The 26,322-nt window shown below is 32.2% G+C and carries 27 protein-coding genes, 1 tRNA gene and 1 rRNA gene; all 29 read left to right on the top strand.

The genetic code is table 11. From position 1 onward, the window contains the following. Window positions 1-141 precede the first annotated feature (141 nt). The 29 genes from GVY01_RS00005 (at window position 142) to GVY01_RS00145 (ending at window position 26,303) form a co-directional block, all read left to right on the top strand. Window positions 142-218: transfer RNA gene (locus GVY01_RS00005), tRNA-Ile, on the top strand. Between the two features lie 139 nt (window positions 219-357). After that, window positions 358-472: ribosomal RNA gene (gene rrf / locus GVY01_RS00010) — 5S ribosomal RNA — on the top strand. Window positions 473-693: 221 nt separating this feature from the next. Beyond that, complete coding sequence (locus GVY01_RS00015) at window positions 694-1,221, top strand: GNAT family N-acetyltransferase (RefSeq protein WP_017638159.1); 528 nt, start codon at window positions 694-696, stop codon at window positions 1,219-1,221. 35 nt (window positions 1,222-1,256) lie between these two features. Then, window positions 1,257-2,594, top strand: coding sequence for an aminotransferase class V-fold PLP-dependent enzyme (locus tag GVY01_RS00020; protein WP_108017037.1), 1,338 nt, complete (start codon window positions 1,257-1,259; stop codon window positions 2,592-2,594). A 2-nt stretch (window positions 2,595-2,596) separates the two neighbouring features. Next, window positions 2,597-3,208: a dTMP kinase gene (tmk, locus tag GVY01_RS00025; RefSeq protein ID WP_017638157.1), complete on the top strand. Its 612-nt coding sequence runs from the start codon at window positions 2,597-2,599 to the stop codon at window positions 3,206-3,208. Between the two features lie 34 nt (window positions 3,209-3,242). Further along, the gene (locus GVY01_RS00030) at window positions 3,243-3,572 is read left to right on the top strand and encodes a cyclic-di-AMP receptor (protein ID WP_017638156.1); all 330 of its coding nucleotides are present in this window, start codon (window positions 3,243-3,245) and stop codon (window positions 3,570-3,572) included. Window positions 3,573-3,750: 178 nt separating this feature from the next. Beyond that, window positions 3,751-4,677: a DNA polymerase III subunit gene (locus GVY01_RS00035; protein WP_017638155.1), complete on the top strand. Its 927-nt coding sequence runs from the start codon at window positions 3,751-3,753 to the stop codon at window positions 4,675-4,677. Beyond that, a complete protein-coding gene (locus GVY01_RS00040) occupies window positions 4,678-5,481 on the top strand; it encodes a PSP1 domain-containing protein (protein WP_017638154.1) in 804 nt (267 codons plus the stop codon). A 16-nt stretch (window positions 5,482-5,497) separates the two neighbouring features. Continuing rightward, complete coding sequence (gene yabA, locus GVY01_RS00045) at window positions 5,498-5,845, top strand: DNA replication initiation control protein YabA (protein ID WP_017638153.1); 348 nt, start codon at window positions 5,498-5,500, stop codon at window positions 5,843-5,845. 94 nt (window positions 5,846-5,939) lie between these two features. Continuing rightward, window positions 5,940-6,665, top strand: a complete 726-nt coding sequence (locus GVY01_RS00050; protein ID WP_017638152.1) for a tRNA1(Val) (adenine(37)-N6)-methyltransferase — start codon at window positions 5,940-5,942, stop codon at window positions 6,663-6,665. Continuing rightward, on the top strand, window positions 6,658-6,906 hold the full coding sequence (locus tag GVY01_RS00055) for a GIY-YIG nuclease family protein (protein WP_017638151.1): 249 nt from the start codon (window positions 6,658-6,660) through the stop codon (window positions 6,904-6,906). The genes GVY01_RS00050 and GVY01_RS00055 overlap by 8 nt, the downstream gene beginning before the upstream one ends. Window position 6,907: 1 nt before the next feature. Continuing rightward, window positions 6,908-7,747: a 16S rRNA (cytidine(1402)-2'-O)-methyltransferase gene (gene rsmI, locus GVY01_RS00060; RefSeq protein ID WP_017638150.1), complete on the top strand. Its 840-nt coding sequence runs from the start codon at window positions 6,908-6,910 to the stop codon at window positions 7,745-7,747. 228 nt (window positions 7,748-7,975) lie between these two features. After that, window positions 7,976-9,946: a methionine--tRNA ligase gene (metG, locus tag GVY01_RS00065; RefSeq protein ID WP_017638149.1), complete on the top strand. Its 1,971-nt coding sequence runs from the start codon at window positions 7,976-7,978 to the stop codon at window positions 9,944-9,946. 27 nt (window positions 9,947-9,973) lie between these two features. Continuing rightward, window positions 9,974-10,750, top strand: a complete 777-nt coding sequence (locus GVY01_RS00070; protein ID WP_017638148.1) for a TatD family hydrolase — start codon at window positions 9,974-9,976, stop codon at window positions 10,748-10,750. A 142-nt stretch (window positions 10,751-10,892) separates the two neighbouring features. Next, entirely contained in the window at window positions 10,893-11,441 is a 549-nt protein-coding gene (gene rnmV, locus GVY01_RS00075) for a ribonuclease M5 (RefSeq protein WP_017638147.1), read from the top strand. Between the two features lie 4 nt (window positions 11,442-11,445). Further along, window positions 11,446-12,336, top strand: coding sequence for a 16S rRNA (adenine(1518)-N(6)/adenine(1519)-N(6))-dimethyltransferase RsmA (rsmA, locus tag GVY01_RS00080; protein ID WP_017638146.1), 891 nt, complete (start codon window positions 11,446-11,448; stop codon window positions 12,334-12,336). A gap of 99 nt (window positions 12,337-12,435) precedes the next feature. Next, window positions 12,436-12,699, top strand: coding sequence for a biofilm formation stimulator Veg (gene veg / locus GVY01_RS00085; protein ID WP_002451728.1), 264 nt, complete (start codon window positions 12,436-12,438; stop codon window positions 12,697-12,699). 300 nt (window positions 12,700-12,999) lie between these two features. Next, window positions 13,000-13,848, top strand: coding sequence for a 4-(cytidine 5'-diphospho)-2-C-methyl-D-erythritol kinase (gene ispE / locus GVY01_RS00090; RefSeq protein ID WP_017638145.1), 849 nt, complete (start codon window positions 13,000-13,002; stop codon window positions 13,846-13,848). Window positions 13,849-13,861: 13 nt separating this feature from the next. Next, window positions 13,862-14,686, top strand: coding sequence for a pur operon repressor (purR, locus tag GVY01_RS00095; protein WP_026083525.1), 825 nt, complete (start codon window positions 13,862-13,864; stop codon window positions 14,684-14,686). A gap of 16 nt (window positions 14,687-14,702) precedes the next feature. Continuing rightward, on the top strand, window positions 14,703-15,077 hold the full coding sequence (locus GVY01_RS00100) for a RidA family protein (protein ID WP_017638143.1): 375 nt from the start codon (window positions 14,703-14,705) through the stop codon (window positions 15,075-15,077). 71 nt (window positions 15,078-15,148) lie between these two features. Continuing rightward, a complete protein-coding gene (gene spoVG / locus GVY01_RS00105) occupies window positions 15,149-15,451 on the top strand; it encodes a septation regulator SpoVG (protein ID WP_029056247.1) in 303 nt (100 codons plus the stop codon). A gap of 319 nt (window positions 15,452-15,770) precedes the next feature. Further along, window positions 15,771-17,135 carry a bifunctional UDP-N-acetylglucosamine diphosphorylase/glucosamine-1-phosphate N-acetyltransferase GlmU gene (gene glmU, locus GVY01_RS00110; protein WP_017638141.1) on the top strand — a complete coding sequence of 455 codons (1,365 nt, stop codon included), beginning with the start codon at window positions 15,771-15,773 and terminating at the stop codon, window positions 17,133-17,135. A gap of 104 nt (window positions 17,136-17,239) precedes the next feature. Next, a complete protein-coding gene (locus GVY01_RS00115; RefSeq protein WP_017638140.1) occupies window positions 17,240-18,205 on the top strand; it encodes a ribose-phosphate diphosphokinase in 966 nt (321 codons plus the stop codon). 153 nt (window positions 18,206-18,358) lie between these two features. Then, window positions 18,359-19,024, top strand: a complete 666-nt coding sequence (locus GVY01_RS00120) for a 50S ribosomal protein L25/general stress protein Ctc (RefSeq protein WP_017638139.1) — start codon at window positions 18,359-18,361, stop codon at window positions 19,022-19,024. A gap of 231 nt (window positions 19,025-19,255) precedes the next feature. Continuing rightward, entirely contained in the window at window positions 19,256-19,828 is a 573-nt protein-coding gene (gene pth, locus GVY01_RS00125; protein WP_017638138.1) for an aminoacyl-tRNA hydrolase, read from the top strand. Then, window positions 19,825-23,334 carry a transcription-repair coupling factor gene (gene mfd / locus GVY01_RS00130; RefSeq protein WP_017638137.1) on the top strand — a complete coding sequence of 1,170 codons (3,510 nt, stop codon included), beginning with the start codon at window positions 19,825-19,827 and terminating at the stop codon, window positions 23,332-23,334. Before pth ends, mfd begins: the two co-directional genes overlap by 4 nt. Further along, window positions 23,324-24,850, top strand: a complete 1,527-nt coding sequence (locus GVY01_RS00135) for a polysaccharide biosynthesis protein (protein ID WP_017638136.1) — start codon at window positions 23,324-23,326, stop codon at window positions 24,848-24,850. The genes mfd and GVY01_RS00135 overlap by 11 nt, the downstream gene beginning before the upstream one ends. Then, a complete protein-coding gene (locus GVY01_RS00140) occupies window positions 24,850-26,037 on the top strand; it encodes a MazG nucleotide pyrophosphohydrolase domain-containing protein (protein WP_029056250.1) in 1,188 nt (395 codons plus the stop codon). Before GVY01_RS00135 ends, GVY01_RS00140 begins: the two co-directional genes overlap by 1 nt. Continuing rightward, window positions 26,037-26,303: an RNA-binding S4 domain-containing protein gene (locus tag GVY01_RS00145; protein ID WP_017638134.1), complete on the top strand. Its 267-nt coding sequence runs from the start codon at window positions 26,037-26,039 to the stop codon at window positions 26,301-26,303. Before GVY01_RS00140 ends, GVY01_RS00145 begins: the two co-directional genes overlap by 1 nt. The last annotated feature ends 19 nt before the right edge of the window (window positions 26,304-26,322 follow it).

Raw genomic sequence — 26,322 nt, forward strand, 5'->3', positions numbered from 1 at the left:
GTAACAAGGTAGCCGTATCGGAAGGTGCGGCTGGATCACCTCCTTTCTAAGGATATATTCGGAACATCTTCGTAGAAGATGAAGGAATAACATTGACATATTGTATTCAGTTTTGAATGTTTATACATCATTCAACGTGATGGGCCTATAGCTCAGCTGGTTAGAGCGCACGCCTGATAAGCGTGAGGTCGGTGGTTCGAGTCCACTTAGGCCCACCATTTCATTATTGTACATTGAAAACTAGATAAGTAAGTAAAATATAGATTTTACCAAGCAAAACCGAGTGAATTAGAGTTTTAAAGCTTGAATTCATAAGAAATAATCGCTAGTGTTCGAAAGAACACTCACAACCATTTGTCTGGTGACAATGGCAAGGAGGTCACACCTGTTCCCATGCCGAACACAGAAGTTAAGCTCCTTAGCGCCGATGGTAGTCGGACTAACGTTCCGCTAGAGTAGGACGTTGCCAGGCAAATAATAGGATGCGATGAGCCGCATTGAGACCGTAAGGTCTCTTTTTTTATGCCTAAAAAAAAGTGCTTTAAATTGTCAACTAGTGAATCATAAACTTAATAGAGTATAATGCCAAAGGAAGTCGAGCAATAAAACGTTGCTTAACTTCCTTTTTTATTATGAAATGATTTACATTTAACATAAAATTCAATAATATCGTACTAAAGGAGTGCTATAGAGATGATTATACGAGCTTTAGAAAAAACAGATTTACAGTATTTACATAACTTGAATAACGAGTATTCAATTATGTCTTATTGGTTTGAGGAACCCTATCAATCATTAAGTGAACTAGAATCACTTTACCAAAAGCATATTTTAGATGAATCTGAAAGACGTTTTGTAATTGAAGAAAACCAACAATCTATCGGTGTTGTTGAGTTATTGGAAATTAATTTTATACATAGAACATGCGAGGTGTTAATTATAGTAGATCCTCAATTTGCGAATAGAGGGTACGCTAAAAAAGCGTTTAAGATGGCAATAGATTATGCATTTTTAGTACTTAATATGCACAAGGTATATCTCTATGTAGATGTTAAAAATGAAAAAGCAGTGCACATATATAAAAGTAACAACTTTGAAATTGAAGGTGAATTAAAAGAGCACTTTTATACAAGGGGCGAATATAGAGATTGTTATGTCATGGGATTGTTAAAAAGAAATTGGGTCAACCAACAAGATGATGATTTATCTCATATAAGATAATCGTATAAATTAATTATAGTGAAAAGAGTGATGATTTGAATCAACCTATTTCCAATCAATTAAAAAATTTAATATCACACCAAAGTATTTCAATGCATGTTCCTGGACATAAAAATATGACAATTGGTCTATTAAAAAACTTAGATTTTAAAATGGATATGACTGAAATAAGTGGATTAGATGATTTACATCATCCAGAAGAAATTATTTTAGATAGCATGGCGCAATTCAATAAACATCAAGATTATAACGCTTATCTATTAATTAATGGTACGACGTCTGGTATTTTGTCTGTAATACAAGCATTAGCGCATCAAAGTGGTGAATATTTAATACCTAGAAACGTACATAAATCTGTTTTTCATGGATTAGAGTTAGCCCATCAAAAAGCTAAATTTACAAAAATGAAAGTAAGTTCGACATCACATCATTACTTGTCTCCACAGTTACAAGATTTAGACTTAAATAATCAGAAATTAGCTATTATGACATATCCTAATTACTATGGTGAAACTTATGATATCCAATCTGACATTGAGCTTCTACATTCAAAACATATTCCAGTATTAATTGATGAAGCACATGGCGCTCATTTCGATTTGAAAGGTTTTCCAACTTCTTCGTTAAATTATGGAGCGGATTATGTAGTCCAGTCATATCATAAAACATTACCAGCACTAACGATGGGATCAATACTTTATATACATAAAGATGCGCCACATAAAGAAGAAATCAAGCAATATTTATCATATTTTCAAACTTCTAGTCCTTCATATCTTGTTATGGCAAGTTTAGAAATGGCACATACATTTTATGAAGAATATCAAAGTGATATCTTTTTTGAAAAGAGAGAATTATTACTGAATACACTAGAAAATAAAGGGTTTATTGTAAATAATGTTGATGATCCATTGAAAATGTTGATTACATATCCTGGTTATTCTGGATATGACATACAAAACTGGTTTGAAAAGGAACATATTTACGTAGAATTAGCCGATGATTACCAAGTTTTATTTGTATTACCACTATGGCATCAAGGAGACGAATATCCATTTAATATATTATTAGAAAAAATAAACAGTATGTTATTACCCGATATTAAGCAAGTGAGCCAATTTTATCCTGAACTTATGACTGAATGCGGAGAGTTTGTTCCTATATTTTATAATGATGTTAAATGGATAGATATTAATGATTCATTAGAATACCGTTTAGCACGTCACATAATACCATATCCACCAGGTGTTCCGATTTTGTTTAAAGGAGAAAAAATCACTGAAAATATGATAAAATTGATGAATCAATATCAACAATCAAATATGAAAGTTGAAGGTATAAAAGATAATCAAATTTTAATTAAGGATGAATAAAAATGTCAGCATTTATAACATTTGAAGGGCCAGAAGGTTCAGGTAAAACTACAGTTATAAAAGAAGTAGCAAAAAAGTTGGCTCAAACTTACGATGTTATTTCAACTCGTGAACCAGGTGGCGTACCAACGGGTGAAGAGATAAGAAAAGTCGTGCTAGAAGGCAACCACATGGATATTCGTACTGAAGCAATGCTTTTTGCAGCATCAAGACGTGAACATCTAGTAGAAAAAGTGATTCCAGCATTAAAAAATAAACAGATTGTTTTGTGTGATAGATATATCGATAGTTCATTAGCTTATCAAGGATATGCTAGAGGTATTGGTATTGAAGAGGTAAAGTCTTTAAATGAATTCGCAATTAATGGATTATATCCAGATTTAACAATATATTTAGATGTTTCTGCCGAAGTAGGTCGGGAAAGAATTTTAAAAAACAGTAGAAGTCAAAATCGTTTGGATCAAGAAGATATTGATTTTCATGAAAAAGTGATTGAGGGCTATCATCAAATAATAGAAAATGAACCACAACGTTTTGTTCAAATAGACGCTGATCAACCTCTCGATGAAGTTGTTGCAGCTACATACAAATCTATCATCAAATATTTAAAATAATTGTGATATAATAATTGAAAGAGGTGTTATAAAAATGAAGATGATTATAGCAATTGTCCAAGACCAAGACAGCCAAGAACTTTCAGACCAACTTGTCAAACATGATTTTAGAGCAACTAAATTAGCAACAACAGGTGGATTTTTAAAAGCTGGAAATACGACGTTTTTATGTGGGGTCAATGATGACCGTGTAGACGACTTATTATCAGTGATTAATAATACATGTGGTAATAGAGAACAACTAGTATCACCAATTACACCAATGGGTGGTAGTGCAGATTCTTACATACCATATCCAGTAGAAGTTGAAGTTGGCGGTGCTACGGTATTTGTAATGCCTATTGAAGCATTCCATCAATTTTAAATCGAACTAATAAAATAGGGGTATGACTATTTACTTTTTATATCATCCCCGAATTAAGCATATGTAGATAATGTTGTGTTTTAATTTTATTTATTAGTTTCAACAAAAAGTATTTAACAATTTGAGACTGCTTTTTTAGCAGTCTTTTTATATAAGAAGATATAGGAGAGATATCTAAATGGATGAACAACAGCAATTAACCAATGCATATGATTCGAATAAATTATCGCATGCTTATCTATTCGAAGGCGATGATGCACAATCTATGCAAAATGTTGCTATGAACTTTGCTAAGATGATTTTATGTAATGATAATGAACAGTGCAAGGTTAAAGTTAGTACATTCAACCATCCTGATTTTTTGTATGTCTCTAGTGAAGAAAGTACTATAAAAAAGGAAGCCATCGAACAACTTGTTCATCATATGAATCAACTACCTATAGAAGGTGAGTATAAAGTTTATATTGTTGAAGATTTTGAAAAATTAACTGTTCAAGGTGAAAATAGTATATTAAAATTCTTGGAGGAACCACCTCAAAATACGATTGCAATATTATTATCTACAAAGCCGGAACAGATTTTAGATACTATACATTCAAGATGCCAACATGTTTATTTTAAACCTATTGATAAAGGACAATTCATTGATTATTTAGTTGAGCAGTCAATATCACGTCCAGTTGCTGAAATGTTAAGTACTTTCACGACTCAAGCAGAAACTGCATTCAATTTAAATGAAGAATATGATCTTGTGAGTTTAAGAAAGAGTATCGTTAGATGGTGTGAATTATTATTATCAAATCGTTCAATGGCCTTGATTGGTATTATTGATTTATTGAAACAGGCTAAAAACCGTAAATTACAGTTATTAACATTAGCTTCAGTGAATGGATTTTTTGAGGATATTATGCATGCAAAAGTAGAAATGAATAGTGAATATATATTTAGCGACCTAAGTGTTGAGATAGAAAAATATGCAAAACATTTAACATATAACCAACTTATATTGATGTACGATCAATTAACAGAAGCACATAAAAAGTTAAATCAAAATGTAAACCCAACACTTGTATTTGAACAAATAGTGATTAAAGGTGTGAGATAGATGCCAGATGTAATAGGAGTACAGTTTCAAAAGGCTGGGAAATTAGAATATTATGCGCCTAAGGATTTACAGATTAAAAAAGATGATTGGGTAGTAGTAGAATCTAAACGTGGTATAGAAATCGGATTGGTTAAAATGCCGACACGATCAGTTGATGAAGGTGATGTAACTCTTCCATTGAAAGAAGTTATGAGAGTAGCTTCACAACAAGATATAGACACATACTATAGTAATGCAGATGATGCCGAAGAGGCATTAGCATTATGTAAAGATGTAGTAAGTCAACAGGGATTGGATATGAGATTAGTAAACTGTGAATACACGTTAGATAAATCAAAAGTTATATTCAATTTCACTGCAGATGATCGTATTGATTTTAGAAAGTTAGTTAAAGTATTAGCACAAAATTTAAAAACGAGAATCGAATTAAGACAAATTGGAGTACGCGACGAAGCTAAATTATTAGGTGGCATAGGTCCGTGTGGTCGTTCTCTTTGTTGTTCTACATTTTTAGGAGATTTTGAACCAGTATCCATAAAAATGGCTAAAGATCAAAACTTATCGTTAAATCCCGCCAAAATATCTGGTGCATGTGGACGTTTAATGTGCTGTTTAAAATATGAGAATGACTATTATGAAGAAGCACGTGCCCAATTACCAGATGTAGGTGATTCAATTGAAACGCCAGACGGTAATGGCCAAGTTGTTGGATTGAATATTTTAGATATATCCATGCAAGTTAAAGTAGAAGGCATGGAGCAACCGTTAGAATATAAAATGGAAGAAATTGAAGCATTTAATTAAGGAGGTTTAACCACCTTTGAATCGGAATGAGTTATTTGAAAAATTGATGCGCTTAGAAACAAATATGAATCAACTTAATGAGGATATGTCTGATTTAAAAGATTTAGCTGTAGCACTTGTTGAAGAAAATGTAGCGCTTCAAGTAGAAAATGATAATTTAAAACAATTAATGGATAAGAGTGAAAGTTCAAATTCAGAAACTGTTAACTCACACCAAACTAAAAATGTAAAAAAACCACTACCTAGTAAAGATAACTTAGCAATGTTATATAAAGAAGGATTTCATATTTGCAAAGGTGAGTTATTTGGTAAACATAGACATGGTGAAGATTGCTTATTATGTTTAAATGTATTAAGTGATTAAACATTTTTGATATTAGAAAGACGATAGGGATGTGTTATGAGTAGACAATGAATTACTACGATATAACAGCGTCCCTTTTTTAGGAGAAAGATAAATGCTAAAGGATAATGAGAGGTTAGATTCACTAATCAAAGAAAACTTAAAAATAATTCAAAATGATGATGTATTTTCCTTTTCAACTGATGCATTGTTACTAGGCGATTTTGCAGAAATTAGGAAAAAAGATAAAGTCATAGATATATGTTCAGGAAATGGCGTAATACCATTACTTCTATCATATAAAGGTAATCAACCTATTGAAGGCATTGAAATTCAACCACAACTTGTAGATATGGCTCAACGAAGTTTTAAATATAATCAACTAGACGATCGACTTTATATGCATCAAATGGATGTCAAAAGTGTATTCCAACATTTTAAACCATCTCAATATTCTGTTGTTACATGTAATCCACCATATTTTAAAGAAAATCAATTACATCAACATCAAAAGGAAGCTCATAAAATTGCTAGACATGAAATCTTATGTAAATTAGAAGATTGCTTAATGGCAGCTAGACATTTATTGAAACAAGGTGGCAGATTATATATGGTTCATAGAGCTGAAAGAATGATGGATGTTCTAACTGAAATGCGACGCGCAAATATTGAACCTAAACGTCTAACATTAGTTTATAGTAAATTGGATAGAGACGCTCAAACCATTTTAGTTGAAGGAAGAAAATCAGGAAATCAAGGTTTGGATATTACACCCCCATTTTATATTTATCAAAAGGATGGGATGTATTCAGAAGAAATGAAGGGTATATATTATGGATAAACATTTTGTTTATATTGTAAAATGTAAAGATGGAAGTCTATATACAGGGTATGCTAAAGATATAAAAGCACGTGTAGCGAAACATAATGAAGGTAAAGGTGCCAAATATACAAAAATAAGACGTCCGGTAGAGTTAGTTTATCAAGAAACATATTCGACCAAATCAGAAGCATTAAAACGTGAATATGAAATTAAGACCTTCACTAGACAAAAGAAATTAAGAATGATTAAAGAGGGATAATATGTCTACATTATATTTAGTCGGAACGCCAATAGGTAATTTAGCTGACATTACTTATCGTGCAATAGATACACTCCATCAAGTAGATTTAATTGCATGTGAAGATACAAGAGTTACACGTAAACTATGTAATCATTATGAGATTAAGACACCTTTGAAATCTTATCATGAACATAATAAAGATCAACAAACTGAATATATGATAGAACAATTATTATCAGGTTTGAATATAGCTTTAGTGTCTGATGCAGGGTTACCGCTAATCAGTGATCCTGGGTATGAATTAGTAGTTGAAGCACGAAAACAGAATATTAAAGTAGAAACCATACCAGGACCGAATGCTGGTTTAACGGCATTAATGGCAAGTGGATTACCATCTTTTACATATACATTTTTAGGCTTTTTACCTAGAAAAGACAAAGATAAAGTTAATATTCTTTCAGAACGTATGTATCAAAATAGTACACTTATTATATATGAATCTCCACACAGAGTGACAGATACATTAAAATCCATTGCTAAAGTTGATAACCATCGCCAAGTTTCACTAGGACGAGAGTTAACTAAAAAATTTGAGGAAATTGTTACAGCAGATGTGGAAACTTTATTGACTAAGGTGCAAAACAATGATATTCCATTAAAGGGAGAATTTGTAATCTTAATTGAGGGCGCTGAAGCTGAAATCTCAACATTATGGTTTGAAGATATGTCTGTCGAGGAACATGTGAATTATTATATAAAAGAAAAAAGTGTTAAAACCAAAGCAGCTATTAAAATGGTTGCAGAAGATCGACAAAGTAAAACAAGCGAAATTTATAATATTTATCATCATATTGATTAAAAGTAGCTCAATATTAAAAAATAGATAGCACATATTATAAACGATTAAATAATAGAGAGTTTCAACACAATAATGCTTTAAATTATGGTATTGTAGTAAAGATAATATTAACCAATTGTTTAGTAACAAATATTTGAAATGAGTAAATAAACGTACTAACGGTACACAATTGAAAAGCAAAATAAATTTAGATATCATTTAATTTGTAAGAAACGAGGAGGACCATTGATGGCTAAAGATACATTTTATATAACAACACCAATTTATTATCCAAGTGGCAACTTGCATATAGGTCACGCATATTCTACTGTAGCAGGTGACGTAATTGCTAGATATAAAAGAATGCAAGGTTACGATGTTCGATATTTAACAGGTACTGACGAGCATGGTCAAAAAATTCAAGAAAAAGCACAAAAAGCCGGCAAAACAGAATTAGAATATTTAGATGAAATGATTGCCGGAATTAAAAACTTATGGGATAAATTAGAAATTTCTAATGATGATTTTATTCGAACTACTGAAGAACGCCACAAACAAGTCGTTGAAAAAGTATTTGAGCGTTTATTAAAACAAGGCGATATTTATCTTGGTGAATATGAAGGTTGGTATTCTGTACCAGATGAAACATATTATACAGAATCACAACTTGTTGAACCAGTATATGAAAACGGTAAAATTGTTGGCGGTAAAAGCCCGGATTCAGGTCATGAAGTAGAATTAGTTAAAGAAGAAAGTTATTTCTTCAATATTAAGAAATATACTGATCGATTACTAGAATTTTATGATCAAAATCCAGACTTTATTCAACCACCTTCAAGAAAGAATGAAATGATTAATAACTTTATTAAACCAGGGTTGGAAGACTTAGCGGTATCACGTACATCATTTAATTGGGGCGTAAGTGTGCCTTCAAATCCAAAACATGTGGTTTATGTATGGATTGATGCACTTGTAAACTATATTTCATCCCTAGGTTATTTATCAGATGATGAAACATTATTTAATAAATATTGGCCAGCTGATATACACTTAATGGCTAAAGAAATTGTAAGATTCCATTCAATTATATGGCCTATTTTACTAATGGCTTTAGACTTACCATTACCTAAAAAGGTATTTGCTCATGGTTGGATTCTAATGAAAGACGGTAAAATGAGTAAATCTAAAGGGAATGTCGTTGATCCTAACGTACTGATTGATCGCTATGGTCTAGATGCTACTCGTTATTATTTAATGAGAGAATTACCATTTGGTTCAGATGGCGTATTCACGCCAGAAGCATTTGTTGAAAGAACAAATTATGATTTAGCTAATGACTTAGGTAACTTAGTTAATCGTACTATTTCTATGATTAATAAATATTTCCAAGGAGAACTACCTGCATATCAAGGCCCTAAACATGAATTAGATGAAGATATGGAAGCAATGGCATTGGAAACAGTTAAAGAATTCCATGAAAATATGGATAGTTTACAATTCTCAGTTGCTTTATCAACAGTTTGGAAATTTATTAGTCGTACTAATAAATATATTGATGAAACAACGCCTTGGGTTTTAGCTAAAGATGAAAGTCAAAAAGACATGCTTGGTAATGTAATGGCACACTTAGTTGAAAATATTCGTTTTGCATCAGTATTATTACGTCCATTCATTACACATGCACCAAAAGAAATATTTAAACAATTAAATATCAATAATCCAGAACTAACTGAATTCTCTAGTTTAGAAACATACGGTGCATTAACTGAACCTATTACTGTTACAGCTAAACCAACACCAATTTTCCCAAGACTAGATACTGAAGCGGAAATCGCATATATTAAAGAATCAATGCAACCACCAAAATCAACAGAACAAGAATCAGTTCCAAGTAAAGATATTATTGATATTAAAGATTTTGATAAAGTAGAAATTAAAGCTGCAACAATTGTTGATGCAGAAAATGTTAAAAAATCAGATAAACTATTAAAAATTCAAATAGATTTAGATAATGAACAAAGACAAATAGTGTCAGGTATTGCTAAATTTTATCGTCCAGAAGATATCATTGGTAAAAAAGTAGCAGTAGTTACTAATTTAAAACCAGCGAAATTAATGGGACAAAAATCAGAAGGTATGATTTTATCAGCTGAAAAAGATGGTGTCTTAACACTTATTAGCTTACCTAATGCTATTCCAAATGGTGCAATCGTTAAGTAAGATATTCTATTAAATAGGGGGATAATCATGTTAATTGATACACACGTTCATTTAAATGATGAACAATATGATGAAGATTTAAAAGATGTCATTACTCGTGCTAGAGAAGATGGTGTTGATCGCATGTTCGTTGTAGGGTTTGATACACCTACAATTGAACGTACGATGGAGTTAATAGACCAATATGAATTCATCTATGGTATTATCGGTTGGCATCCTGTAGACGCAATTGATTGTACAGAAGAAAGATTAGAGTGGATTGAAAACTTAGCAAAACATCCGAAAATAATTGGTATTGGAGAAATGGGTCTAGATTATCATTGGGATAAATCACCTGCCGATGTTCAAAAAGAAGTATTTAGAAAGCAAATTGCTTTAGCTAAACGTGTGAAATTACCAATTATTATTCATAATCGTGAAGCGACACAAGATTGTGTGGATATTTTAATGGAAGAACACGCTGAAGAAGTTGGCGGTATTATGCATAGTTTTAGTGCATCACCAGAAATTGCTGATGTTGTTATCAATAAATTAAATTTCTACGTTTCATTAGGTGGTCCAGTGACATTTAAGAATGCAAAACAACCTAAAGAAGTAGCTCAACACGTGCCTATGGATCGACTATTAGTTGAAACGGATGCACCATATTTATCTCCTCATCCATACAGAGGTAAACGTAATGAACCACAACGCGTGACATTAGTAGCGCAACAAATTGCAGAATTACGCGATATGACTTATGAAGAAGTTTGTAAGCAAACAACTGAAAATGCTGAAAGATTATTTAAGTTAAATAAAGCATAATTGTTAAACTGAGAAAGGTATCATTTCATTGGATATCTTTCTCAGTTTTTATTAAATTAAGACTGAAGGCAGTGTGATTAATCATATTTTGTTAAAATATAAAGAGCTTACAGTTAATTACTTTTGAAGAAGGAATTAAAATATGAAAATAAATGAATTTATAGTAGTAGAAGGCAGGGACGACACACAACGTGTAAAATCTGCAGTTGAATGCGATACAATTGAAACAAATGGTAGCGCAGTAGATGAAGAGGTCATCGCTGTTATTAAACAAGCGCAAGAAACACGCGGTGTGATTATACTAACTGATCCAGATTTTCCTGGGGATAAAATTAGAAACACAATTAAGGACCGTGTCCCTGGAGTAAAACATGCTTATATTGATAGAGAAAAGGCTAAAAATAAAAGAGGCAAAATAGGTGTTGAACATGCTCAAGTTGAGGATATAAGAGAGGCACTCATGTACGTAAGTTCTCCATTTGAAGAAGCTGAAGAATCTATTGATAAAAGTGTGCTCATAGAATTAGGACTAATTATAGGTAAGGATGCACGAAGAAGACGTGAAATCTTAGGCCGAAAATTACATATTGGACATTCGAATGGTAAACAATTATTAAAAAAATTAAATGCCTTTGGGTATAATGAAGATGATGTAAGACAAGCATTAAATGAAGATAAGGGAAGTGAATGATGATATGGATCATAAAGATATAGCAACGCCATCGCGAACAAGAGCATTATTAAATCAATATGGATTTGATTTTAAGAAAAGTTTAGGTCAAAACTTTCTTATCGATGTAAATATAATTAACAAAATTATTGATGCTAGTAATATTGATAAAAGTACAGGCATCATAGAGGTTGGACCTGGAATGGGTTCTCTGACAGAACAATTAGCGAAACATGCTAAGAAAGTCATGTCATTTGAAATTGATCATCGACTTATACCTGTACTCAAAGAGACGTTAGCGCCATATGATAATGTGACGATTATTAACGAAGATATTTTGAAAGCGGATATTGCATCGGCGGTTAGTGAACACTTAAACGATTGTGATAAAATTATGGTCGTTGCTAATTTACCATATTATATAACGACACCTATATTACTTAATTTAATGCAACAAGACATACCTATCGATGGATATGTTGTGATGATGCAAAAAGAAGTCGGCGAACGTTTGAATGCTGAAGTAGGTACTAAAGCATACGGTTCGTTATCTATTGTGACGCAATACTATACAGAAACAAGTAAAGTACTTACAGTTCCTAAAACAGTATTTATGCCACCACCCAATGTAGACTCTATTGTGGTTAAGTTAATGCAAAGAGAAACACCATTGGTTGATGTTGATGATGAAGAAGCATTCTTCAAGCTAGCAAAGGCCGCATTTGCACAACGTCGTAAAACGATTAATAATAATTATCAAAATTTCTTTAAAGATGGTAAACAGCATAAAGAAAGTATATTAAATTGGTTAGAAAAAGCTGGTATCGATCCTAGACGACGCGGAGAAACATTGTCAATTCAAGATTTTGCTATGTTATATAAAGAAATGGATAATTTTCCAGAATTAGTAAATTAAATTGTTGACAAAGCTTTCGTACCTTGATAAAATTTTAGTTTTATTTGACAAAAACGCTACAAACATGGTAATATAACACTTGTAGCGAGGTGGAGCAATATGCCAAAATCAATTTTGGACATCAAAAATTCTATTGATTGTCATTTAGGGAATCGTATTGTACTTAAAGCCAATGGTGGTCGTAAGAAAACAATCGAACGTTCTGGTGTGTTAAAAGAGACATACCCATCAGTATTTGTTGTTGAACTAGACCAAGATAAGCATAACTTCGAAAGAGTATCTTATACATACACTGATGTATTAACAGAGAACGTACAAGTTTCATTTGAAGAAGATAATCATCAAGAAGCAATTGCACACTAAATAGACATAATAATATAGTTGTAGTTATGACTACACTATCATTTTAAGTTTTATATCATATTAAGGTGAGTATTGAGCGAGATGTTCAATACTCTTTTTTTGTTTTAAATCTTAAAATACTTTCTTAAATTTTAAATAAGTGAAGATGAATTATTGATAATCATTGATTTAATTCATTTTTAATATATTCTAAGAATGATTGATATAATTATTTATGAAAAAAATGAACATTAACTATCAAATCTTTTAGTCCTTTATGTTAAAATCATCTTATTAAGATTACGAAGAGAGGGCGGAAAAATGATATATGAAACGGCACCTGCCAAAATAAATTTTACGCTCGATACACTTTTTAAAAGAGAAGATGGCTATCACGAGATTGAGATGATTATGACTACAGTTGATTTAAATGATCGACTTTCTTTTCAAAAGAGAAAAGATAACAAAATTGTGGTTGAAATCGAACATAATTTTGTAACCGATGATCATAAGAATTTAGCATATAAAGCTGCTGAATTAATGACAAGAACATATGATTTGAAACAAGGCGTGACAATTACGATTGATAAAGATATTCCGGTATCAGCTGGCTTAGCAGGTGGTTCAGCAGATGCAGCTGCCACTATGAGAGGTATGAATCGTTTATATAATTTAAATATATCTTTGGATGAGCTGTGTACATTAGGTAACAAAATTGGAACTGATGTTTCATTTTGTATATATAACAAGACTGCTTATTGTACTGGTCGAGGTGAAAAGGTGTCATTTTTAAACAAACCACCTTCTGCCTGGGTTGTATTAGCAAAGCCGAATATTGGCATTTCTTCACCAGATGTATTTAAAGCGTTGGATTTAAATTATAGTCATGAAGTATATACTCAAGATTGTATAGAAGCGTTAAAATTTTCGGACTATGACAAGTTATGTGCCAGTTTATCTAATAGATTAGAACCTATTTCGATGGAGATGCACCCAGAAATTAAAAAGATAAAAGAAAATATGTTGCAATGTGGTGCAGACGGAGCTTTGATGAGTGGTAGTGGACCAACAGTTTATGGTTTAGCACAAAAAGAAAGCCAAGCCAAAAATATTTATAATGCTGTAAACGGATGTTGTAACGAAGTATATTTAGTTAGATTATTAGGATAGAAGGGTTGAAATGATGAGGTATAAAAGAAGTGAACGAATTGTGTTTATGACACAATATTTGATGAACCACCCGAATAAATTGATTCCTTTAACATTTTTCGTAGATAAGTTTGAACAGGCAAAATCTTCAATTAGTGAGGATGTACAAATTATTAAAAGTACATTTCAAAAAGAAGCATTGGGAACAGTTACGACTACAGCAGGAGCAAGTGGAGGCGTAACATATAAACCGATGATGAGTAAGGAAGAAGCGACTGAAGTTGTAAATGAAGTTATTTCATTACTAGATGAGAAAGATAGATTGTTGCCAGGCGGTTATTTATTCTTATCAGACTTAGTCGGAAACCCTACATTATTAAATAAGGTAGGTAAATTGATAGCGAGTATTTATATGAACGAACAACTAGATGCTGTAGTCACGATTGCTACGAAAGGTATATCGCTTGCTAATGCAGTAGCAAACGTATTAAATTTACCTGTAGTAGTTATTAGAAAAGATAATAAAGTAACAGAAGGTTCTACAGTTTCTATCAATTATGTTTCAGGATCGTCTAGAAAAATAGAAACAATGGTATTATCTAAGCGTACATTAGCTGAAAATTCTAATGTACTTGTCGTCGATGATTTTATGAGAGCAGGTGGCTCAATCAACGGTGTTATGAATTTAATGAATGAGTTTAAAGCACACGTAAAAGGGGTATCAGTACTCGTAGAATCGAAAGAAGTAAAACAAAGGTTAATAGAAGATTATACTTCCTTGGTAAGACTATCAGATGTTGACGAATATAATCAGGAATTTAAAGTAGAACCAGGCAATAGCTTGTCTAAATTTTCTTAAAGGAGCGAATTACATCATGGAAATAATTAACACAAATAAAGCACCAGAAGCATTAGGACCTTATTCACATGCTACAGTAGTAAATGGACTTGTTTATACATCAGGTCAAATCCCACTTAATTTAGAGGGAGAAATTGTCAGTGATGATGTAAAAGAACAAACTAAACAAGTTTTAGAAAATTTATCTGTGGTACTTAAAGAAGCAGGTTCAGATTTAGATAATGTTGTTAAAACAACTATTTTTATTTCTGATATGAATAATTTCCAATATATAAATGAGGTATATGGAAGTTATTTCGATAAACATCAACCAGCACGTAGCTGTGTAGAAGTAGCTAGACTACCTAAAGATGTTAAAGTAGAAATAGAATTAATTAGTAAAGTTAAATAAAGGATATAATTTTCTTTTGAGCAATTGTCAAGCTTCTAATAAAACAAAGATATACTAGGGGGGCTCACTACATGAAAGTGACAGATGTTAGACTTAGAAAAATAGATACAGATGGTAGAATGAAGGCGCTTGTTTCTATCACATTAGACGAGGCGTTTGTAATCCATGACTTACGTGTGATTGAAGGAAACTCAGGTCTTTTTGTCGCAATGCCAAGTAAACGTACACCAGATGGTGAATTCCGCGACATCGCGCATCCAATTAACTCAGAAATGAGACAAGAAATTCAAGATGCAGTGATGAAAGTATATGATGAAACTGATGAAGTCATTCCTGATAAAAATGCAACATCAGATGAATCTGACGAAGCTTAAATATAAACATATTTTACAGAGTCAACATATTATACTATGTTGACTCTGTTTTTGTTTTTAGGACTACTTTTAAAATATAACATTTACTTTCAAGTATATTTTGTCCCTCTTCATTAAATGTTTTAATCATTTGAACTTACTTAAAAATTTAAGCATTAAAATCAACACCATAACAACTAACATTAAGTAAATTATTCATGGTTTTGTAAGTGAATAGCACATAATAAGTATTTCATCTAAATAGGTTATATGTTGAAAGAGTGATAGCGGTTAAATTATAATAGTAGAGAAGTGTATATTTTATGGAGGGTTAGCATTCATGCAAAGACATGCGATAATATTGGCAGCAGGCAAGGGCACAAGAATGAAATCAAAAAAATATAAAGTGCTACATGAAATTGCTGGCAAATCAATGATTGAACATGTAGTTAATAATGTTCAACAATCAGGCGTGAACCAGCTTATAACAATCGTTGGACACGGTGCTGAAAGTGTGAAAGAAACATTAGGTAATCAATCATTGTATAGCTATCAAGATCAACAACTTGGTACAGCACATGCAGTGAAAATGGCAGAAGAACATTTAAGAAATAACGAGGGTACAACATTGGTTGTGTGTGGAGATACACCACTTATCACAGCTGAAACACTAAAATCTTTAATCGAACAACATGAATCATCCCAATCCAAAGCTACTGTTTTAACAGCTACAGCTAATGACCCAAAAGGTTATGGAAGAGTAATTAAAGATAACGAAGGGCAATTATTGCGAATCGTAGAGGAAAAAGACGCTAACAACGAAGAAAAAGCAATTACTGAAATTAGTTCAGGTATCTTTGCATTTGATAATAAAACCTTATTTGAAAAATTAGATCAAGTTAAGAATGATAATGTGCAACAAGAATATTATCTACCTGACGTCATTTCTTTAATTATTAAAGATAATGGTAAAGCAAGTACATATCATACAGATGACTTTGAAGAAATTATTGGCGTAAATGATAGAGTCATGCTAAGTCAAGCTGAGAAAGCATTACAAAAGCGCTTAAATCTATTTCATATGAGAAATGGAGTTACAATTATTGATCCAGCAAGTACGTTTATTGGACCTGATGTAAAAATAGGTATGGATACAATAATTGAACCCGGTGTCAGAATTAATGGTAAAACTGTAATTGGTGAAGAAGTTAAGATTGGTCAATATTCAGAAATTAATGACAGTGTCATTGATTCTTATGCAAATATTAAACAATCAGTCATCAATGAGTCTCAAGTAGGCAAATATACGAATGTAGGCCCATTTGCACAATTAAGACCAGGTTCTCAATTAGGTGCAGAAGTTAAAGTAGGTAACTTTGTAGAAGTGAAAAAAGCTGAACTTAAAGATGGTTCTAAAGTGTCACATCTAAGTTATATTGGCGATGCCGAAATAGGCGAACGTACGAATATCGGTTGTGGTTCTATTACCGTTAATTACGATGGCGTGAATAAATTTAAAACGATTATTGGAAAAGATGCCTTTATCGGTTGTAACACCAATTTAGTTGCTCCAGTAACAGTAGGTGATCATTCGTTAATAGCTGCTGGTTCAACGATAACTGATGATATTCCAAATGAAAGTTTAGCATTAGCGAGAGCAAGACAAGTAAATAAAGAGGGCTATTTAAACAACGATAAGAAATAATTGAAATGAATATGTAAACATAGGATTTAGACTTTTGTCATAGTAATCAAGTTTATTTTTCTATATAATAGTAGATGTGTAAGTAAATAATTGGAGGACTATAAATGTTAAATAATGAATATAAGAATTCATCGCTAAAGATTTTTTCACTTAAAGGTAATGAACCTTTAGCACAGGAAGTAGCAGACCATGTAGGTATTGAATTAGGAAAATGTTCTGTAAAACGTTTCAGTGATGGAGAAATTCAAATCAATATAGAAGAAAGTATCCGTGGTTGTGATGTTTTTATTATCCAACCTACTTCATACCCAGTTAATCTACATCTAATGGAATTACTTATTATGATTGATGCTTGTAAACGTGCATCGGCGGCAAATATTAACATCGTAGTACCTTATTACGGTTATGCTCGTCAAGATAGAAAAGCACGTAGTCGTGAACCTATTACTGCTAAATTAGTAGCAAACTTAATCGAAACTGCAGGAGCAAATCGCATGATTGCATTAGATTTACATGCGCCACAAATCCAAGGTTTCTTTGATATTCCAATTGATCATTTAATGGGTGTACCTATTTTAGCGCAACATTTCCAAAATGATCCTGCTATTAATCCAGAAGAATGTGTTGTTGTTTCACCTGACCATGGTGGTGTAACGAGAGCACGTAAATTGGCAGACATTTTAAAAACTCCAATTGCTATTATTGATAAACGTCGTCCAAAACCAAATGTGGCTGAAGTAATGAACATTGTGGGCGATATTGAAGGAAGAACAGCCATCATAATTGATGATATTATTGATACAGCAGGTACAATTACGTTAGCAGCTCAATCACTTAAAGATAAAGGTGCTAAAGAAGTATATGCATGTTGTACACACCCTGTATTATCAGGTCCAGCTAAAGAACGTATCGAAAATTCAGCAATTAAAGAATTAATCGTTACGAACTCAATTCAATTAGAAGAAAGTCGTAAACCAACAAATACGAAAGAACTTTCAGTTGCAGGTTTAATTAGTAAAGCTATTATTCGTGTATATGAAAGAGAATCAGTTAGTGTATTATTCGACTAAAATTGTTAAATGCGTTTGACGAAAATGTTTTAAGCGTGTATAATACATTCGTTCGTGATTATACGAATAAATAAACACTTACAAGCAACGATTGATGTTGATGGGTAAGTGAGGAGCTCATTAAAAGAGCGAAAGATGAAAGGTGGAAATAGAATGACTTCATTAAAGTCAATCATCCGTCAAGGTAAACAAACTCGTTCTGACCTTAAACAACTTAGAAATGCTGGTAAAGTACCTGCAGTTGTATATGGTTACGGAACAAAAAATACTTCAGTTAAAGTTGATGAAGTTGAATTTATCAAAGTTATCCGTGAAGTAGGACGTAACGGTGTTATCGAATTAGGTGTTGGTTCTAAATCAATCAAAGTAATGGTATCAGATTACCAATACGATCCATTGAAAAACCAAATCACTCATATCGACTTCTTAGCTATTAACATGACTGAAGAACGTACTGTAGAAGTACCAGTTCAATTAGTTGGTGAAGCAGTAGGCGCTAAAGAAGGCGGCGTAGTTGAACAACCATTATTCGACTTACAAGTAACTGCTACTCCAGATAATATCCCAGAATCAATCGAAGTTGATATCACTGAATTAAATATCAACGATAGCTATTCTGTAGCTGACATTAAAGTTTCTGGTGACTTCACTATCGAAAACGATCCTGAAGAATCTATCGTAACAGTAGTTCCTCCAACAGATGAACCTACTGAAGAAGAAGTAGAAGCTATGGAAGGCGAAGCAGCTACTGAAGAACCAGAACGCGTTGGCGAAGAAAATGACGACAACGAAGAAGAAGAAAATAAAGAAGAAGAATAAGATTATTATCAATTATAATATCTTATAAAGATTCTTAACTTTATTGACGAGCACTATGCTTATACTAATAAGCATAGTGCTTTTTGTGTTATTATAGGGAATGATTATAAAATTGTGGTATTGATAAATGATATAAAGATTAACTTACGATTGGTTATTTTAATCGGAGACAATATATCATTTGAAGAATAGTCACTAAATGATAAACATTAATTTTGGAGGTAACGACATATGAAATGTATTGTAGGTCTTGGAAATATTGGTAAACGATTTGAACTTACAAGACACAATATTGGCTTCGAAGTCATTGACTATATTTTAGAGCGTCATGGATTTAAATTAGATAAGCAAAAATTTAAAGGTGTATACACTATTGAAAGAATGAATGGTGACAAAGTTTTACTTATTGAACCAATGACAATGATGAATTTATCCGGTGAGGCAGTAGCCCCGTTAATGGATTATTATAATGTAGATGTAGAAGATCTTATTGTATTATATGATGACTTAGATTTAGATCAAGGACATGTGCGTTTGCGTCAAAAAGGCAGCGCTGGTGGTCACAATGGTATGAAGTCTATTATTAAAATGCTAGGTACTGATCAATTTAAAAGAATTCGTATAGGTGTTGGTCGACCTACGAATGGTATGTCTGTTCCTGATTATGTATTACAACGCTTTTCAAAAGAAGAAATGATGACAATGGAGAAAGTCATTGAACATTCAGCAAATGCAGTGGAAGCATTTATAGAAACATCTAGATTTGATAATGTCATGAATGAATATAATGGTGAAATCAATTGAGACAAGTCATTTCTAACTATATAAAAGAAGATAAGCGTTTTCAGGAATTAGACCAAGTGTTTGGCCAAGATAATATTTTAGTTACTGGCCTATCCCCTTCAGCTAAAGCTACATTGATTGCTGAAAAATATTTATCAGACCATAAACAAATGTTATTAGTGACTAATAACTTATATCAAGCAGATAAAATCGAAGCAGATATTTTACAATACGTCAGTGATGAAGAAATTTATAAATATCCAGTCCAAGATATCATGACGGAAGAATTTTCTACGCAAAGCCCTCAGCTCATGAGTGAACGTGTTAGAACCCTAACAGCACTGGCTCATGGAAAGAAAGGGTTATTTATCGTCCCATTAAATGGATTGAAAAAATGGTTAACGCCGGTAGAAATGTGGCGCAATCATCAAATGACATTGAATGTTGGAGATGATATTGAAGTTGATGATTTCTTAAATAAATTAGTCAATATGGGATATCGAAGAGAAAGTGTGGTTTCGCATATTGGGGAATTTTCTCTTAGAGGAGGAATCATTGATATTTATCCTCTAATTGGAGCGCCCGTCCGAATAGAACTATTTGATACAGAAATTGATTCTATTAGAGATTTTGATGTTGAAACTCAGAGATCTAATGATAATTTAGAAAGTATAGAAATCACGACAGCGAGTGATTATATTATTACAGATGAGGTCATCAATCATTTACAAACTCATTTAAAAGAAGCGTATGAAGAAACAAGACCTAAAATAGAAAAATCTGTACGAAATGATTTGAAAGAAACATATGAAAGTTTCAAACTCTTTGAATCTACATTTTTTGACCATCAATTGTTAAGAAGATTAGTGGCATTTATGTATGAACAACCATCTACTATTATTGATTATTTTTCTAAGGATGTAGTCATTGCAGTTGACGAATATAATCGTATTAAAGAAACAGAAGAAACTTTGACTACTGAAGTTGATGATTTTATAAGCAACTTAATCGAAAGTGGTAATGGTTTTATTGGTCAAAGTTTTATGCAGTATGATGGCTTTGAAAATCTTCTACAAGATAATCCGGTTGCTTACTTTACTTTATTTACGTCATCTATGCCTGTTGAATTAGAACATATTATTAAGTTTTCATGTAAGCCAGTTCAACAGTTTTATGGTCAATATGATATTATGCGTTCTGAATTCCAAAGATTTATTCAAAATGAATATGCTGTTATCGTTCTTGTTGAGACAGAAACAAAAGTAGAACGCATACAATCTATGTTGAACGAAATGCATATTCCTGTAGTGACAAATATTGATCAAGCTTCGACAAGTGGTCAAGCTGTTGTCTTAGAAGGTAGCTTATCAGAAGGTTTTGAATTACCTTATATGCAATTAGTTGTGATAACTGAAAGAGAATTATTTAAAACAAAACAGAAAAAGCAACGTAAACGTACGAAAACAATGTCTAATGCTGAAAAAATTAAGTCCTATCAGGATTTAAATGTAGGAGACTATGTCGTCCATGTCCACCACGGTGTAGGACGATATTTAGGCGTAGAAACGCTAGAAGTTGGAGAACAACATAGAGACTATATTAAGTTACAGTACAAGGGCACCGATCAATTATTCGTTCCTGTAGATCAAATGGATCAAGTACAAAAATATGTTGCTTCTGAAGATAAATCGCCACGTTTAAACAAACTTGGTGGCACAGAGTGGAAAAAAACTAAAGCAAAAGTTCAACAAAGTGTTGAGGATATTGCAGACGAATTAATCGATTTATATAAACAAAGAGAAATGTCTGTAGGTTACCAATTTGGCCCAGACACTGCAGAACAATCTACTTTCGAATTGGACTTCCCATATGAACTGACACCCGATCAAAGTAAATCTATTGAAGAAATTAAAGGTGACATGGAAAGAGAACGTCCAATGGATCGCTTATTATGTGGCGATGTAGGTTACGGTAAGACAGAAGTTGCTGTACGAGCTGCATTTAAAGCAGTTATGGAAGGTAAACAAGTTGCATTTTTAGTACCAACTACTATATTAGCGCAACAACACTATGAAACATTAATAGAACGTATGCAAGATTTCCCTGTAGAAATTCAATTAATTAGTCGTTTCCGTTCTACAAAAGAGGTAAAAGAAACAAAAGAAGGACTGAAATCTGGTTACGTAGATATTGTTGTCGGTACCCATAAATTACTTGGAAAAGATATACACTATAAAGATTTAGGATTGCTTATTGTCGATGAAGAACAACGCTTTGGTGTACGTCATAAAGAGAGAATTAAAACATTGAAAAATAATGTGGATGTGTTAACACTTACAGCTACGCCAATACCTAGAACATTGCATATGAGTATGCTTGGTGTACGTGACTTATCTGTTATTGAAACACCACCTGAAAATCGTTTTCCAGTACAGACGTATGTATTAGAACAAAATACGAATTTTATTAAAGAAGCGTTAGAAAGAGAATTATCTCGTGATGGACAAGTATTTTATTTATATAACAAAGTTCAATCAATATATGAAAAGAGAGAACAACTTCAAATGTTGATGCCTGATGCAAATATCGCTGTTGCACACGGTCAAATGACAGAACGAGATTTAGAAGAAACGATGTTGAGTTTTATTAATCACGAATATGATATTTTGGTAACGACTACGATTATCGAAACAGGTGTAGATGTTCCGAATGCCAATACATTAATTATTGAAGAAGCGGATCGATTTGGTCTAAGTCAATTATATCAATTGCGTGGACGTGTAGGACGTTCAAGTAGAATTGGTTATGCTTACTTCCTTCACCCTACAAACAAAGTATTAACTGAAACAGCTGAAGAAAGATTACAAGCTATTAAAGAATTTACTGAACTAGGTTCAGGATTCAAGATTGCTATGCGTGATTTAAATATTCGTGGTGCCGGTAATTTACTTGGTAAGCAGCAACATGGATTTATAGATTCTGTCGGCTTTGATTTATACTCTCAAATGCTTGAAGAAGCAGTTAATGAAAAACGAGGTATTAAAGAAGAAACACCAGATACACCTGAAGTAGAAGTTGAACTCAACTTAGACGCCTATTTACCAGCAGAATACATTCAAAATGAACAAGCTAAAATTGAAATTTATAAGAAACTACGAAAAGTGGAATCAGAAGAACAACTTATGGATATCAAAGATGAATTAATCGATCGTTTTAATGAATATCCAGTAGAAGTTGAACGTTTATTAGATATTGTAGAAATCAAAACGCATGCTTTACATGCAGGTATTACAAAAATTAAAGATTTAGGTAAACAAATTCAAATTTTATTATCAGAGAAATCTACTACTGATATAGATGGCGAAGCATTATTTAAAAATACTCAACCACTTGGTAGATCAATGAAAGTTGGCGTTGAGAATGGCACAATGAAAGTGACACTTACTAAGTCTAAGCAATGGTTAGATAACTTAAAATTCTTAGTTAAATGTATTGAAGAAAGTATGAGTATTCAAGATGAAGCATAAACCCGCATTTAATGGTGTAGTGATACTAACGATTGCATTAATTGTTATTAAAATTTTAAGTGCGATTTATAGAATACCTTATCAAAATATACTTGGTGATGAAGGTTTATATGCATATCAACAAATATACCCCATTGTAGCGCTAGGTATGATTTTGTCTATGAATGCCATTCCAAGTGCTGTGACACAAAATTTAAGAAAAGACCAACATGAACAATACTTTTCAAAAGTATTATTAGTAATACAAAGTGTAGGTTTTGTAATTTGTATTGTGATTTTTAGTAGTGCAAACATGATTTCTAAATTAATGGGTGATGTACATTTAACACCGATGATTAGAATGGCAAGCTTTAGTTTTATTTTTGTAGGTGTATTAGGTGTCCTAAGAGGATATTTTCAATCAAAACAAGAAATGAATATACCCGCCATTTCCCAGGTTATAGAACAATTAATTCGAGTATGTTTAATCATGATAGCTATATTGTTATTTGTGAAACAACATTGGTCTATATATCAAGCTGGAACATTAGCAATTATTGCGTCATCTATAGGATTTTTAGGTTCGACATTGTATTTATTAGCTAAACGACCATTTAAATTAAATTTGAATAATGATAAAGAAAAAATCCGCTGGAAAAACTTACTCATTGCTATACTTATTTTTGCATTAAGTCAGTTGATTGTTATTTTATGGCAAGTAGCAGACAGTTTTACTGTTATTCATACGCTTAAAACAACAGGATTAACGTTTATAGAAGCGATTAAACAAAAAGGTGTATATGATAGAGGTGCTTCATTTATACAAATGGGATTAATTGTTACAACGACATTTAGTTTTGTCTTAATTCCATTATTAACTGATGCAATTCAAAAGAAGCAATCTATACAAATGAACCGATATGCTAACGCCTCATTAAAAATAACTGTCTTAATTAGTTCGGCAGCAGGTGTAGGTATAATTAATGTTTTACCGCTAATGAATCAAGTGTTTTTTAAGACGGATAGTCAAACAAGCACGTTATGTGTTTATATGCTAACAGTAATTGGTGTATCATTAATCATGATGGATATAGCTTTACTACAAGTAATTAATAATACGAAGTCTATTTTAATTGGGTTTATAAGCGGATTATTAATGAAGATTATATTGAATGTTATTTTTATTCATCAATTACAAATATTAGGTGCAAGTATAAGTACAGTATTATCATTAATTATTTTTTGCGCTATATTACATTGGGCAGTCTTAAAATCCTATCATTTTAGTCAAATGGGTAAATTTATTATTAAATTAGTGGTCGGGCTGTTTATAATGTCAGTTGTAGTTCAAATAATAATGTTTGTATTACCATCTAATGGTCGTGTAATTGGATTAATATCTTTAATGATTAGTGCATTGATTGGCGTAGGTGTGTTTATGATATATGTCGGTATTTTTAATGTACTAAGTTATAGAGAACTTAAATTTTTACCTTTAGGAGATAAGCTATATCATTTTAAGAGAGGAAGACGTTAATGACACAAACTATTACTATTATTGGTTTAGGAAACTATGGTATAGAAGATTTGCCATTAGGTATATATCGTTTTATACAAAAACAACCTAAGATATATGCACGTACACTTGAACATCCAGTTATTGAGGACCTTAAAAATGAAATAGAATTTGAAGGTTTCGATGATATTTATGAAAATAATGACCAATTTGAAAAAGTGTATGACGAAATTGTTAAACAATTGATTGATAAAGCACAACAATCAGACATTGTTTATGCAGTTCCAGGGCATCCACGTGTGGCAGAAACGACTACTATGAAATTAATGGAGTATCATGCACAAAATAACGATATAGATGTAAAAGTACTAGGTGGTAAAAGTTTCATCGATGACGTATTTGAAGCTGTGAATGTTGATCCTAATGATGGTTTCACACTACTTGATGCTACATCTTTAAAAGAAGTGCAACTAAATGTGCGTACAAATACACTTATTACGCAAGTTTATAGTGAAATGGTAGCAGCAGATATTAAGCTAACTTTAATGGAAAGATATCCAGATGAACATGAGGTAGCAATTGTGACAGGTGCACGTACTGGTGAAGCACAAGTGACGCAATGTGCATTATATGAACTTGATCATTTTGAAGATGCGTTTAATAACTTAACTAGTGTTTTTGTCCCTCAAGTTATAGAATCAGAGGCACTTTATAATGACTTTGATTTTGCAGAGCAGACGATTGATTTATTAGTTGATGATGAAAAAGGTTGCCCTTGGGACAAAGTTCAAACACATCAAACGCTTAAACGTTATTTACTAGAAGAAACGTTTGAGTTATTTGAAGCTATCGATAATGAAGATGATTGGCACATGGTAGAAGAACTTGGAGATATACTGTTACAAGTGTTACTGCATACAAGCATTGGTAAAAAAGAAGGCTATTTTGATGTTAAAGAAGTGATTGCCAGCTTAAATGCTAAAATGATTCGTCGACATCCTCATATATTTAGTGATGCATCAGCAGAATCAATTGATGATTTAAAATCAATTTGGGCGACGGCTAAATCCAAGGAAGGCAAACAACCACGTGTGAAATTTGAGAAAGTATTTGCAGACCATTTCATGTCATTGTATGATAAAACAAAAAATAAAGATTTTGATGAAGTGGCTCTTAAACAATATTTAGAGCAAGGAGAGAATCATTAATGAGATTAGATAAATTTTTAAAAGTATCTAGATTAATTAAACGTCGTACATTGGCTAAAGAAATTAGTGATCAAAGACGTATTACAATTAATGGCAATGTAGCAAAAGCAGGAACAGATGTTAAAGTTGGAGATGTATTAGTTATTCGCTTCGGACAGAAACTTGTGACTGTTAATGTTACAGGATTAAATGAGCATGCTTCTAAAGAGAATGCTAAAGGTATGTACGAATTAGTTAAAGAAGAGCGTATTAATGAATCTGAATAAACAAAGAGAGGTGACAAGC

It is taken from the genome of Staphylococcus sp. 8AQ, from assembly GCF_902506595.1.
Lineage (GTDB): Bacteria > Bacillota > Bacilli > Staphylococcales > Staphylococcaceae > Staphylococcus > Staphylococcus pasteuri.

What these genes read in the sequence shown, in the direction of transcription:
- glmU (WP_017638141.1), top strand. Translation starts at nt 15,771, where the DNA reads ATGCAAAGACATGCGATAATATTGGCAGCAGGCAAGGGCACAAGAATG.
- tmk (WP_017638157.1), top strand. Translation starts at nt 2,597, where the DNA reads ATGTCAGCATTTATAACATTTGAAGGGCCAGAAGGTTCAGGTAAAACT.
- GVY01_RS00145 (WP_017638134.1), top strand. Translation starts at nt 26,037, where the DNA reads ATGAGATTAGATAAATTTTTAAAAGTATCTAGATTAATTAAACGTCGT.
- ispE (WP_017638145.1), top strand. Translation starts at nt 13,000, where the DNA reads ATGATATATGAAACGGCACCTGCCAAAATAAATTTTACGCTCGATACA.
- GVY01_RS00135 (WP_017638136.1), top strand. Translation starts at nt 23,324, where the DNA reads ATGAAGCATAAACCCGCATTTAATGGTGTAGTGATACTAACGATTGCA.
- GVY01_RS00120 (WP_017638139.1), top strand. Translation starts at nt 18,359, where the DNA reads ATGACTTCATTAAAGTCAATCATCCGTCAAGGTAAACAAACTCGTTCT.
- GVY01_RS00035 (WP_017638155.1), top strand. Translation starts at nt 3,751, where the DNA reads ATGGATGAACAACAGCAATTAACCAATGCATATGATTCGAATAAATTA.
- GVY01_RS00040 (WP_017638154.1), top strand. Translation starts at nt 4,678, where the DNA reads ATGCCAGATGTAATAGGAGTACAGTTTCAAAAGGCTGGGAAATTAGAA.
- metG (WP_017638149.1), top strand. Translation starts at nt 7,976, where the DNA reads ATGGCTAAAGATACATTTTATATAACAACACCAATTTATTATCCAAGT.
- GVY01_RS00030 (WP_017638156.1), top strand. Translation starts at nt 3,243, where the DNA reads ATGAAGATGATTATAGCAATTGTCCAAGACCAAGACAGCCAAGAACTT.
- rsmI (WP_017638150.1), top strand. Translation starts at nt 6,908, where the DNA reads ATGTCTACATTATATTTAGTCGGAACGCCAATAGGTAATTTAGCTGAC.
- spoVG (WP_029056247.1), top strand. Translation starts at nt 15,149, where the DNA reads ATGAAAGTGACAGATGTTAGACTTAGAAAAATAGATACAGATGGTAGA.
- GVY01_RS00115 (WP_017638140.1), top strand. Translation starts at nt 17,240, where the DNA reads ATGTTAAATAATGAATATAAGAATTCATCGCTAAAGATTTTTTCACTT.
- GVY01_RS00055 (WP_017638151.1), top strand. Translation starts at nt 6,658, where the DNA reads ATGGATAAACATTTTGTTTATATTGTAAAATGTAAAGATGGAAGTCTA.
- GVY01_RS00015 (WP_017638159.1), top strand. Translation starts at nt 694, where the DNA reads ATGATTATACGAGCTTTAGAAAAAACAGATTTACAGTATTTACATAAC.
- purR (WP_026083525.1), top strand. Translation starts at nt 13,862, where the DNA reads ATGAGGTATAAAAGAAGTGAACGAATTGTGTTTATGACACAATATTTG.
- GVY01_RS00140 (WP_029056250.1), top strand. Translation starts at nt 24,850, where the DNA reads ATGACACAAACTATTACTATTATTGGTTTAGGAAACTATGGTATAGAA.
- GVY01_RS00050 (WP_017638152.1), top strand. Translation starts at nt 5,940, where the DNA reads ATGCTAAAGGATAATGAGAGGTTAGATTCACTAATCAAAGAAAACTTA.
- pth (WP_017638138.1), top strand. Translation starts at nt 19,256, where the DNA reads ATGAAATGTATTGTAGGTCTTGGAAATATTGGTAAACGATTTGAACTT.
- veg (WP_002451728.1), top strand. Translation starts at nt 12,436, where the DNA reads ATGCCAAAATCAATTTTGGACATCAAAAATTCTATTGATTGTCATTTA.
- rsmA (WP_017638146.1), top strand. Translation starts at nt 11,446, where the DNA reads ATGGATCATAAAGATATAGCAACGCCATCGCGAACAAGAGCATTATTA.
- GVY01_RS00070 (WP_017638148.1), top strand. Translation starts at nt 9,974, where the DNA reads ATGTTAATTGATACACACGTTCATTTAAATGATGAACAATATGATGAA.
- rnmV (WP_017638147.1), top strand. Translation starts at nt 10,893, where the DNA reads ATGAAAATAAATGAATTTATAGTAGTAGAAGGCAGGGACGACACACAA.
- GVY01_RS00100 (WP_017638143.1), top strand. Translation starts at nt 14,703, where the DNA reads ATGGAAATAATTAACACAAATAAAGCACCAGAAGCATTAGGACCTTAT.